General features: G+C 63.3%; 7 protein-coding genes. 3 read left to right on the top strand and 4 right to left on the bottom strand.

Features of this window, described 5'->3' with window-relative positions; all coding sequences use genetic code 11:
• The first annotated feature begins 164 nt into the window (after positions 1-164).
• Complete coding sequence (locus KGB28_RS23780) at positions 165-2,693, top strand: PepSY domain-containing protein (RefSeq protein WP_223448125.1); 2,529 nt, start codon at positions 165-167, stop codon at positions 2,691-2,693.
• A 120-nt stretch (positions 2,694-2,813) separates the two neighbouring features.
• Here KGB28_RS23780 and KGB28_RS23785 read toward each other — a convergent pair whose 3' ends face one another.
• The 4 genes from KGB28_RS23785 to ptsP all read right to left on the bottom strand — a co-directional run bounded on the left by KGB28_RS23785 (position 2,814) and on the right by ptsP (position 10,092).
• Positions 2,814-4,355, bottom strand: coding sequence for an alkaline phosphatase D family protein (locus tag KGB28_RS23785; RefSeq protein ID WP_223448126.1), 1,542 nt, complete (start codon positions 4,353-4,355; stop codon positions 2,814-2,816).
• Positions 4,356-4,538: 183 nt separating this feature from the next.
• Entirely contained in the window at positions 4,539-6,278 is a 1,740-nt protein-coding gene (locus KGB28_RS23790) for a PTS fructose-like transporter subunit IIB (RefSeq protein WP_223448127.1), read from the bottom strand.
• Positions 6,279-6,289: 11 nt separating this feature from the next.
• The gene (gene pfkB / locus KGB28_RS23795) at positions 6,290-7,231 is read right to left on the bottom strand and encodes a 1-phosphofructokinase (RefSeq protein ID WP_223448128.1); all 942 of its coding nucleotides are present in this window, start codon (positions 7,229-7,231) and stop codon (positions 6,290-6,292) included.
• Positions 7,231-10,092, bottom strand: a complete 2,862-nt coding sequence (ptsP, locus tag KGB28_RS23800) for a phosphoenolpyruvate--protein phosphotransferase (RefSeq protein WP_223448129.1) — start codon at positions 10,090-10,092, stop codon at positions 7,231-7,233. Before ptsP ends, pfkB begins: the two co-directional genes overlap by 1 nt.
• Positions 10,093-10,382: 290 nt before the next feature.
• On the opposite strand from ptsP, the gene cra reads away from it, so the two are divergent.
• Together cra and KGB28_RS23810 are read left to right on the top strand one after the other, a co-directional pair.
• Positions 10,383-11,378 carry a catabolite repressor/activator gene (gene cra / locus KGB28_RS23805; protein WP_223448130.1) on the top strand — a complete coding sequence of 332 codons (996 nt, stop codon included), beginning with the start codon at positions 10,383-10,385 and terminating at the stop codon, positions 11,376-11,378.
• Positions 11,379-11,381: 3 nt separating this feature from the next.
• Positions 11,382-12,161, top strand: a complete 780-nt coding sequence (locus KGB28_RS23810) for a TatD family hydrolase (protein ID WP_223448131.1) — start codon at positions 11,382-11,384, stop codon at positions 12,159-12,161.
• Positions 12,162-12,272 lie beyond the last annotated feature (111 nt).

The raw sequence follows: 12,272 nt of genomic DNA on the forward strand, positions 1-12,272 counted from the left end.
GCCACTTACACTGCAATCCCTGTGGGAGGGTGAAGGCTGAAATCAGACCAGGCCCCGTTCATACCGTGAACGGGGCTTTTGTGTGTAAAAAAGAATGCTTCTCGACAACCCCACGGCATAATGCGCGCCGTGATGAATCAATTTGAACGAACAAGGCGAGCGACGTGTTGAAGAAAACCCTGTTCCAGTTGCACTGGTTTTTCGGCATCAGCGCCGGGCTGGTCCTGGCCCTGATGGGCATCACCGGGGCGGCGGTGTCGTTTCAGGATGAAATCCTGAGCACACTCAACCCTTCTGTATTGCAGGTCGAAAAACAGGTCGCCGGTGTTCTGCCGCCTGCCGAACTGGTGGAGCGAATCGAAGCCGCGTCGGGCAAAAAAGTCTCGATGCTCACGGTGGAAACCGACAGCGGCAACGCCGCCAAAGTATGGTTCACCCCGCCTCCGGGTGAACGCCGTGGCGAGATGCGTTACTTCGATCCGTACACCGCCGAGTTCCTCGGCGATGCTACCGGCCAGGGCTTCTTCGGCCTGATGCTGCAACTGCACCGCTTCCTCGCCATGGGCGACACGGGTCGGCAGATCACCGGCGCGTGCACGCTGATCCTGGTGTTCTTCTGCCTGTCCGGCCTGTACCTGCGCTGGCCTCGTCAATGGAAAAGCTGGCGCGCATGGCTGACCCTGGACTGGAAGAAAAAGGGCCGCAGTTTCAACTGGGACCTGCACTCGGTGGCCGGCACCTGGTGCCTGGTGTTTTACCTCCTGGCGGCACTGACCGGGCTGTCCTGGTCTTACGAGTGGTACAACAAGGGCCTGACCCGCTTGCTCTCCGACTCACCGCAGAGCGAACGCGTTCGCGGCGGACGCGGCCCTGCACCGAGCGGTCCGGCACCGACGGCCGATTACGCGGCGATGTGGAGCAGCATCTACAGCGCGGCCGGTCCGCAACTCAGTTCCTATAACGTGCGCATGCCGCCCGTGGCCGGCCAACCGGCGACCGTGTACTTCCTGCTGAAAACTTCGCCTCACGACCGCGCCCTGAACCAGATCACCCTCGACCCGGCCACCGGCGTGGTCAAGCGCGTTGATCGCTACAGCGACAAGAGCCTCAAGGCGCAACTGCTGACCAGCATCTATGCGCTGCACGTCGGCAGTTACTTCGGCATCGTCGGGCGCATCCTCCTGACCATCACCTCGCTGACCATGCCGCTGTTCTTCGTCACCGGCTGGATGCTGTACCTGGATCGTCGGCGCAAAAAGCGCCAGATCAAGGATGCGCGCAAAGACCTCGTGCAAACCGCCAGCGATGCGCCGACGTGGCTGATCGGCTTTGCCAGCCAAAGTGGTTTTGCCGAGCAACTGGCGTGGCAAACCGCCGGACAATTGCAGGCCGCAGGCTTGCCGGTAAAAGTGCAACCATTGGCGGACGTCAGCGAGCAGGACTTGCATGAGTCGAACAATGCCTTGTTCGTCGTCAGCACCTTCGGCGACGGCGAAGCACCGGACAGCGCCCGCGGTTTCGAACGCAAGGTACTGGGCCGGGCACCGAGCCTGGGACGCCTGAATTACGCCGTCCTGGGACTGGGCGACCGGCAGTACCAACACTTCTGCGGATTCGCCAAACGCCTGCACGCCTGGTTGGGCGAACATGGCGCAAAGACCCTGTTTGCCCCCGTGGAGGTCGACAGCGGTGACCCTTATGCCTTTCGTCACTGGCAACAGCAATTGGGCCTGTTGACCGGCCAGGCCCCCGTGGATACCTGGCAAGCGCCCCGCTTCGACCACTGGACCCTGCTGCGTCGTGAACTGCTGAACCCGGACAGCAGTGGTTCTCCGGTGTACTTGTTGGGCCTCAAGCCGCCTTCCACCAGTAGCTGGCTGGCGGGCGACCTGGTGGAGGTGATGCCGCGCAATTGCCCGTGGGCCATCGAGCACTTCCTCGACGGCATGGGGATCCACGGTGAAACCAAGGTGCAACTCAACGGTCTGGAAGAAACCCTCGAACAGGCCCTGGCCAGCCGCCAGTTGCCGGAAAACCGTGCCCACCTGGTCGGCCTGCACGCCCAAGCGCTGGCAGAATCCCTCGTGCCGCTGGCCATGCGCGAGTATTCCATTGCCTCGATCCCGGCCGATGGCGTGCTGGAATTGATCGTGCGCCAGGAAGTGCATGCCGACGGCAACCTCGGCATCGGTTCCGGCTGGCTGACCGAACACGCGCCTGTGGGCGCCTCCATCAGCCTGCGCGTGCGGCGCAACAGTGGTTTCCATCTGCCGGCCCAACCGGTGCCGATGATCCTGCTGGGCAATGGCACGGGGCTGGCCGGGTTGCGCAGCCTGCTCAAGGCCCGGATTGCCGATGGTCAGCAACGCCACTGGCTACTGTTTGGCGAACGCCATCGCGAGCACGACTACCTGTGCCGAAAGGAGCTGGAGGAGTGGCTGATCAATGGTGATCTGGCGCGCCTGGACCTGGCATTTTCCCGCGACCAGGCCGAAAAGATTTACGTACAGGATCGCCTGCGTGAATCGGCAGCCGAGCTCAAGAAGTGGCTGGCGGACGATGCGGTGATCTACATCTGCGGCAGCCTTCAAGGCATGGCTTCGGGCGTGGACCAGGTGCTCAACGAGGTGCTGGGCGCTGCCGAAGTGGAGCGCCTGATCGAACAGGGCCGCTACCGCCGCGACGTGTACTGATTCACCACATCCCCCTGTGGGAGCGGGCTTGCTCGCGAAAGCGGAGTGTCAGCGAAGATGCTTTCGACTGACACGACGCCTTCGCGAGCAAGCCCGCTCCCACAGGGGTTCATGTGTCGGTCAAACCGGCTGCAACTTGCGCTCGAATACAGACACCCCATCCAGATCCCGCAACACCACGCTCAACTCCCCGCTCTGCCCATCGATATTCACCTCGCCAAAAAACTGAAACCCGGCAAACGGCGAGACGTTCTGCGCTGACGGCGCCTTTTCGAACACCACTTCAGGACCAAAGGTTTTATCCAGCGAGTTCGGTCCGAAGCTACCGGCATTCAGCGGTCCGGCGACGAACTCCCAGAACGGTTCGAAATCCTGGAACGCCGCCCGATCCGGGTGGTAATGATGGGCCGCGCAGTAATGCACATCCGCGGTCAGGAACAGGAAATTGCGCACCTTCTGCGCCCGTAGGAAACCGAGCAGTTCGGCGATTTCCAGTTCACGCCCCTGGGCCGGGCCGGGGTCACCGTTGGCTACCGCTTCCCAGCGCGCGACACCGGGGCTGACTTCACCGTCGGGCACGCCGAGGCCAATGGGCATGTCGGCCGCGATGACTTTCCATTGCGCGTTCGAGGCCTGCATTTCGCGCTTGAGCCAGTCCAGTTGCTCACGCCCGAGGAAGGGTTTTTCAGCGCCCAGATTGTCATCGTTGGCCCCGCGATAACTGCGCATGTCCAGCACGAAAACATCGAGCAGCGGCCCGTAACCCAACTTGCGATAGATCCGCCCGCCGCCATCGCCGCTCTGCAAACGCATCGGCGCGTATTCGAGCCAGGCCTGGCGTGCGCGGCCCACCAGGCTGTGGATATCTTTGTCCTGGTAACGCGCATCCAGCTGCTTGCCCGGCGACCAGTTGTTCACCACTTCGTGGTCGTCCCACTGCCAGATCTGCGGGACCTCAGCGTTGAAGCGACGGATGTTTTCGTCCATCAGGTTGTAGCGATAGTTGCCGCGATACTCATCGAGGGTCTCGGCGACTTTGCTCTTGGCCTCGGTGGTGATGTTGCGCCACACCCGGCCGCCTTCGGTGGTGAGCTGCGCCGGGATCGGGCCGTCGGCGTAAATGGTGTCGCCGCTGTGGATAAAAAAATCCGGCAGACGCAGGCGCATTGCTTCGTAGATGCGCATGCCGCCAATGTCCGGGTTGATGCCGAAGCCCTGGCCGACGGTGTCGCCGCTCCAGACAAAACGGATGTCACGGCGGGTTTGCGGCACGCTGCGCAAGTGACCGAACCAGGGCTCGCTGGCGACGCCGCTCTGGGCGTCCTCGAACTGCACGCGATAGAAAATCGCCTGGTCGGCGGGCAGTCCTGTGAGTTCGACCCGGGCAGTGAGATCGGTGCGCGCATCGGCCAGCGGCGAGACGAATCGCCGGGGGTTGGGAAACAGGCTGCGGGTGTCCCACTCCACCACCATCCGCGCAGGGCGGTCGCAGCGGCTCCAGATAATCGCCCGGTCGCCCAGCAGGTCGCCGGATTGCACGCCGTCGGTGAGTTGCGGCCGATCCTTGACCGAAGCGATCACCGCCGGCGCCAGCCCCGGCAACAACAGCCCGGCGCCGACCGCTTGCATGACACGACGGCGCCCGAGGTCGAAATCGCTCATGGTGTTCTCCCTGAAAAAGGAAAAACTAAAGCATGGCCCTATGACCCTGGCATGACACAGATCCTGTCAACACCACAGATCCCTTGTGGGAGCGGGCTTGCTCGCGAAGGCGTCGTGTCAGCCGAAATACGCTTTGCTGACACTCCGCTTTCGCGAGCAAGCCCGCTCCCACAGGGGCAAGTGTCAGGCGGTGACGGGTTCTACCGCCAACTCCACCGTCTCCGGCCGTTTCACCAGCGCATACACCACCGCCGTCAACAGGCTCCCCGCCACAATCGCCAACAAGTAAAGCAGCGCATGGTTGATCGCATTCGGGATCGCCAGCACGAACAACCCACCGTGGGGCGCCATCAATTTGCAGCCGAAATACATCGACAGCGCACCGGTCAGCGCACCGCCGGCGATGCTCGCCGGAATCACCCGCAACGGGTCTTTCGCCGCAAACGGAATCGCCCCTTCGGAGATGAAGCACAGCCCCAGCACCAGTGCTGCCTTACCGGCTTCGCGCTCACTCTGCGCAAACTTGCGTCGGGCAATGAACGTGGCGATGCCCAGGCCGATCGGCGGCACCATGCCGGCCGCCATGGTTGCCGCCATCGGCGCGTAACTCTGCGACGCCAACAAGCCCACCGAGAACGCATAGGCCGCCTTGTTGATCGGCCCGCCGAGGTCGACGCACATCATGCCGCCCAGCAACACACCCAGCAGAATCGCGTTGGTGGTGCCCATGCTGTCGAGGAAATGCGTAAGCCCGGCAAGCATCCCGGCCACCGGCTTGCCGACCACGTAGATCATCACCAGACCGGTGAACAGACTCGCCAGCAGCGGGATGATCAGGATCGGCTTGAGCGCCTCAAGGCTCTGCGGCAATCGCGCATAACGGTTGATCGCCTTGGCCGCGTAACCGGCAAGGAAGCCGGCAATGATCCCGCCGATGAAGCCGGCGCCCAGGGTGCTCGCCAGCATGCCACCGATCATCCCCGGCGCGAGGCCCGGACGGTCGGCAATGGAATAGGCGATATAACCCGCCAACAGCGGCACCATCAGCTTGAACGCAGTGTCGCCGCCGATCTGCATCAACGCCGCCGCCAGCGTGCCCTCTTCCTTGAACGCGGTGATGCCGAACACGAACGACAAGGCGATCATCAAGCCGCCGGCCACCACCATCGGCAACATGAACGACACGCCGGTCAGCAGGTGTTTATAGACGCCCGTCTTCTCCTGCTTGGCCGTTGTCTTGGCAGTGTTCGATGCGCTTTCCTGCTGGCCTTCGGCCAAGGCCTTTTTCAAGGTCGCCTCGGCTTGCTTAAGGGCAATGCCGGTGCCACAGCGATAGATTTTCTTGCCGGCGAAACGCTCGGTGGCGACTTCGATATCGGCCGCCAGCAACACCACATCGGCCTCGGCAATGGCTTGCGCGCTCAATGGATTGCGCGCACCGACCGAGCCCTGTGTTTCCACCTGCAGGTCATAGCCCAGGCGTTTTGCCGCTTGCTGCAAGGCCTCGGCAGCCATGAACGTGTGAGCGACACCCGTCGGGCAGGCGGTGACGGCCACCAGTCGCGGTGCGTTCTGGACCGCCGCCACAGGTTCGATGACGGCTTCGGTAGCGACGTAGACCTGTGCTTCCTGTGCACCGCGCCGCAGCACGGCTTCCACGTCCTGCAGGGCCTGGGCCGGGGTGCTCTGGAACAGCCGTTTGCCGACAAACCGCGACATGTCCACCGGCGCGCTGGTCACCAGCAGCACCCACTCGGCTGCGTCGAGGGTGGCCGCCGACAGTTGTTTTTCGGGATGCGCAGCATCGGTGACTTCGACACTGGTGCTCCAGCCCTGACGCTGGGCCGCGGCATCGAGCAGCCGGGCACACAGCACACTGGTGACCATGCCGCTCGGGCAGGCCGTAACGATGGCTAACTTCATGACAAACCCTCTTATTGTTCTGTCAGGGGACGCACGCGCACACCCTGTTCGAGCTGCGCCAGTTGCGCTGCATCGCCAATGCCGAATCCGATCTGGGTCACTGCCATCGCGGCAATCGCCGTGGCGGTGCGCAAGGTCTGCTCCGGCGTATCGGCACTGAGCAAACCGTGGAGCATCCCCGCCAGCAACGAATCACCCGCGCCCACCGTGCTGGCGACGCTGACCCTGGGTGGCGTGGCATGCAGCGCCGAGCCGACGCTGAACCAGTTCACACCCTCGGCACCATGGGAAATCACCACATGCTCGATGCCTTGGGCGTGCAAGCGCTCCGCCGCCAAGGCCTGGGCACTGACCGACACGACCTCACAATCCAGCACCTCGGCCAGCTCTTCGGTGTTGGGTTTGATCAGCCACGGCCCCGCTTTGAGCGCTGCACGCAACGCCTCGCCGCTGGTGTCGAGGGCGACGTTCAGACCCAGGCTCTTCAAGCGCAGGATCAACGCCTGCAACCACTGCGCACTGACGCCCAACGGCAAGCTTCCGGCGACCACCACCGCATCATGGCCCGGGGCAATCTGCTCCAGTCGATCGATCAAGGCCTGCTGCGCCGCTTCGCTGACCTGCGGCCCCGGCCCGTTGATGTCGGTGATGCGGCCGTCGCTTTCCGCCAGTTTGATATTGCTGCGGGTCTCGCCCGGAACGCGGATGAAAGCGTCGACGAAACCGCGTTTGGCGAACAACGTTTCGAACGCTTGCAGGTTGTCTTCGCCAAGAAAGCCGCTGACGGTCAGCTGATGCCCGAGGTCCGCCAGCACTTGCGCCACGTTTACGCCTTTGCCGGCGGCGTGGGTGTGCATCACATCGCTGCGGTTGACCTGGCCGGCTTCAAGGCGCGGCAACTGGACGGTCAGGTCCAGCGCCGGGTTGAGGGTCAGGGTGAGAATCCGGGCCATTACAGGGCCTCCACTAATGCGCGCACTTCATTGGCGCTGCCCACGGCCAGGGCCTGTCGGGCAAGGGTTTGAGTCTGAGTGAAGCCCAGTTCGCGAATCCGCGCCTTGACTTCGGCAATGCTGCGCGCCCCGACGCTGAGCTCATCCACACCGAGGCCGACCAGCACCGGCACTGCCAGCGGGTCGGCCGCCAGCTCACCGCATACACCGACCCATTTGCCGTGGGCATGGGCTGCGCGCACGGTGATGTCGATCAGTTGCAGCACCGCCGGATGCAAGCCATCGGCTTGGGCCGACAGTGTCGGATGGCCACGGTCGATGGCCAGGGTGTATTGGGTCAGGTCGTTGGTACCGACGCTGAAAAAGTCGACTTCCTGGGCCAGCACCGGCGCCAGCAATGCCGCCGACGGCACTTCGATCATGATCCCCAGTTGCAGGTCGGCGACCGGGATTTCCCGACGCAGGCGTTCGGTCATGTCACGGGCCTGGCGCCACTCGTCGACGCTGCCCACCATCGGGAACATGATCCGCAGCGGCCGGTTGTCGGCAGCCCGCAGCAAGGCGCGCAATTGCGCTTCCATGATCTGCGGGCGCTGCAAGGTCAGGCGAATGCCGCGCACGCCGAGAAAGGGGTTTTCTTCCTTCGCTATCGGCCAGTACGGCAGCGGTTTGTCGCCACCGACATCGAGGGTACGCACCACCAGCGGTCGCCCGGCCAGACCGTCGAGGACGCGGCGGTACTCGATTTCCTGGGTCGCTTCGTCGGGCGCTTGCGGGTGGGCCATGAAAATCAGTTCGGTGCGCAACAGGCCAATGCCTTCGGCGCCCTGCTCGACCGCGGCGGTCACGCCAGCGCTCTCACCAATGTTGGCGAACACTTCGACGGCATGGCCATCGGTGGTCAGCGCGGGTTGATGGCGCAGTTCAGCTGCCGCCTTCAAGCGCTGCTCGCGGGTATCGCGTTCGGCCGTGGCGCGTTGCAAGGTCGCTGCGTCAGCGTTCACATGCAGGCGGCCCCGCTGGCCATCGAGCAGCAACGGCGTACCCGGCGCCAGTAGCAACACGCCAGGGCCGGCGCCGACCAGTGCCGGAATGCCCAGGGCCCGGGCGACAATCGCACTGTGCGCCGTAGCGCCACCCCGGGCGGTGAGAATCCCCGCCACGCGAGTGGGGTCGAGACGTGCGACGTCGGACGGGCCGACCTCGTCCATCACCAGAATGTATGGTTGATCCGGTTCGCTCGGGGTTTCGATGCCGCTGAGCTGCATCAACACACGACGCCCGATGTCGCGCAAGTCGGCCGCACGTTCGGCGAGCAAGGCATCCTGCAACGCTTCCTGCTGCCGGGCCGCCGCTTCAATCACCGCCATCCACGCCGCCTCGGCGCTTTCACCCTGCTTGAGGCGCGTATCGACCTCATCGGTCAGCTCCGGGTCGTCGAGCATCTCTTGGTGGGTGATGAAGATTTCGCGGATGGCTTTGCTCTTGCTGCGCTCGATCAGGCCCTGGATGTCACGGCGTACCTGCGCCAGGGCTTGCTGGAGACGCTCACGCTCGATGCCAGCGGACTCGCCGCGCAACGGGTAATCGATGGTTTGCAGCACCTGAATATGAGCCGGGCCGATGGCGATCCCCGGGGCGGCAGCAATCGCCTGAACCACGCTGCCTGACACCGGGGCAAGGACCACTTCGGCCATATCGGCAACGACTTCGCGCACCTGGCTTACCGGTGGCAGCGGTTCGACTTCTTCACCAAGGCCTTCTTCGATGGCGGCCAACAAGGCCGGCAACGCATCCGCCGCGATGCCCGGTTCGGCGATGATTTCCAGGACCTGCCCCCGACGGGCGCCGAGGCTGAGCAACTTGCTCAAGCTCTTTACCGACACCGCGCTGTCGTGGCCATCGACGATCCGCACGCGGATGTCACCTTCAAAACTCTTTGCCAGTTGCGCGAGGATTTTCGCCGGCCGCGCATGCAAACCGTGGGCGTTGGCCAAAGCAATTCGCGCGCTGGGCCAGTCGGCGGGCACTTCACCACCAAGCACTTCGAGGACCTTGCGGCTGCTGGTGGCGCGCCCCAATTCATGGCCACGCCCTTCGATCAACAACGCGCACAGGCGTTCGAGCAGGGCTTGATGGGCCTCACCGAGGCTGGCCAGGCAGAACAGTCCATTGAGTGGCTGGCCGAGATAGCGCAGCGGTTTGTCCGGGGTAACGAAGGCCAGGCCCGGGCGCTTCACCGTCTGCTCGCTGTGCAGCCACCACAGGCCATCGCCCAGGGGCAGCGCTTCAACCTGCTGCAACACGGCGGAGAAACCGTTGCTCACGCAGTCGGCCTGGCGCAACAGACGTGCGCCGCGCCAGACCAGTTCTTCGAAATCTTCTGCCGCCACACCGAGGCCGATCATCTGCGCATCCAGCGCCAGTTCCTGCGGCGCGCCTTGCAGCAACTTCAGCAAGGCTTCGGCGGAACCGGCGCGACGCAGGGCCTGGCCCAGGTCAGTCTCGCCGAGGGCGCGGGTGAGCAATTGCAACAGGCGCAGATGCTCATCGGATTTGGCAGCGATACCGATTGCCAGGTAAACGATATGACCGTCACCCCAGTCCACGCCATCGGGGAACTGCATCAGGCGCACACCGGTGGTGAACACCAGTTCGCGGGTTTCGGGCGTACCGTGGGGGATGGCAATACCTTGACCGAGAAAGGTCGAGCCCTGCGCTTCCCGCGCTTGCAAACCAGCGAGATACCCCTCGGCCACCAGGCCGTCGGCGACCAGATGCCGGGCCAGCAATTGCAGCGCTGCGGACTTATCCACAGCCGACTGGCCCATGGAAATCTGCTCTACAGTGAGCTCGAGCATGCTTTCTCCTTTTTGGCGCCTTGGGGCGCCAGGTATTGTTTTGAATGAGTCAGCTTAGGCGCTTGGTCATCGCTTTTGGCGGTTTCACGGCAGAACCGGCCAAAGGCGCCTAAAACGTAGAAAATACGCCTGCTGAAACGTTTAATCTAGATCGATTGGCACGTTACTCGATATTGGCCCATCCTTGAAGTCCAACTTGTCGGATACGTTGCGACAATGGTCGCCTGCCTTAATCGGTTAGGATTGACGAAAATGTCGAGGCAATCTCGAAAAAACAAGGAAACAGCGGGTTGAAACTCAGTGATATCGCCCAGTTGGCCGGTGTGTCCGTCACCACCGCCAGCTATGTCATCAATGGCAAGGCCGAACAACAGCGCATCAGCAGCGCTACCGTCGAACGTGTGCGCGCGGTCGTCGAACAACATGGCTTCACGCCTAACCCACAGGCCGCCGGTTTGCGCAGCCGGCACACCCGCACATTGGGGTTCATTCTGCCGGATCTGGAAAACCCCAGTTACGCGCGAATCGCCAAATTGCTGGAGCAAGGTGCGCGGGCCCGGGGTTATCAGTTGCTGATCGCCAGTTCCGACGATGCACCGGACAGTGAACGGCAATTGCTGCAACTGTTCCGCGCCCGGCGCTGCGACGCACTGATCGTTGCCAGTTGCCTGCCGGCCGGCGACGACAGCTATCACCAATTGCAGGCCAAAGGCATTCCGATCATCGCCATCGACCGGGTCATGGAACCCGAGCATTTCTGCTCGGTGATCAGTGACGACCGCGAGGCCAGCCTGCAACTGACCCGCAGCCTGCTCGACCCCTTGCCCAAACAGATCGCGCTGATCGGCGCCCGCCCGGAACTGAGCATCAGCCAGGAACGTTGCGCCGGCTTCAAAGAGGCGCTCGCCGGGTTCAACGGTGAGGTGCTGATCGAAGAAGGCGAGTCCTTCAGCCGTGAATGCGGCAAACAATTGATGGAAGAGTTGCTGCAGCGCCTGGGCCATTTGCCCGATGCCCTGGTGACCACATCCTACGTGCTGCTTCAGGGCGTGTTCGATGCGCTGCACGACTTCCCGCTGAAAAACCGCCCGCTGCGCCTCGGCACATTCGGCGACACCCAGTTGCTGGACTTCCTGCCGCTGCCGGTCAACGCCATGGCCCAGCAACACCAGTTGATCGCCGACAAGGCCCTCGCGCTGGCCCTGGCAGCCATCGAGCAGTCGGATTACCGGCCCGGCGTGCAAGCCATCGCGCGCACGTTCAAGCAGCGTATTCGCCAGGACTGAACCGTGGAGCTGATCGACACCCACACCCATCTGGATTTTCCGGACTTCGACGCCGACCGTCAGGCGCTGCTGGCCGAAAGCCGCGCCCTCGGGGTGCGGCGGATGGTGGTGCTGGGGGTTTATCAGGCCAATTGGCAGCGAGTCTGGGAGCTGGTGCAGAGTGATCCCGACCTGCACGCCGCGTTCGGATTGCACCCGGTGTACCTGAACGATCATCGCCCTGAAGACTTGAGCGAACTCGGTGATTGGCTGACCCGCCTGGCCGGCCATCGGCAACTGTGCGCAGTCGGCGAGATCGGCCTGGACTACTTCATCGAAACCCTGGACCGCGACCGCCAGCAGGCGTTGTTCGAGGCGCAATTGCAATTGGCGGCGGATTTCGCGCTTCCGGCATTGATCCATGTGCGGCGTAGCCATGCGGCAGTGATTGCCACGCTCAAACGCTTCAAGCTCAAACGGGCCGGCATCATCCACGCCTTCGCCGGCAGCCAGGAAGAAGCGCGGGAATACATCAAGCTCGGTTTCAAACTCGGCCTTGGTGGTGCCCCGACCTGGCCGCAGGCGCTGCGCATGCACCGCGTGCTCGCCGAGCTACCGCTGGATTCAGTAGTGCTGGAAACCGACTCGCCGGACATGGCCCCAGCCATGTTCCCCGGTCAGCGCAACAGCCCGGCACACTTGCCGGCGATCTGCGCGGCACTGGCCGACATCATGGCGATCAGCCCCGAGCAATTGGCCGCGGCCAGTACGGCCAATGCCTGCGAGTTGTTTAATTGGTCATAACGGCCAGCACCCGCCAACTGTGGGAGCGGGCTTGCCCGCGATAGCGGTTTATCAGGCGACATTGATGTCGACTGATACTCCGCTATCGCGAGCAGCCTCGCTCCTACAGGG

Origin of the sequence: Pseudomonas sp. BF-R-19 (assembly GCF_019956445.1) — a bacterium.
GTDB classification, from domain to species: Bacteria; Pseudomonadota; Gammaproteobacteria; order Pseudomonadales; family Pseudomonadaceae; genus Aquipseudomonas; species Aquipseudomonas fluorescens_BH.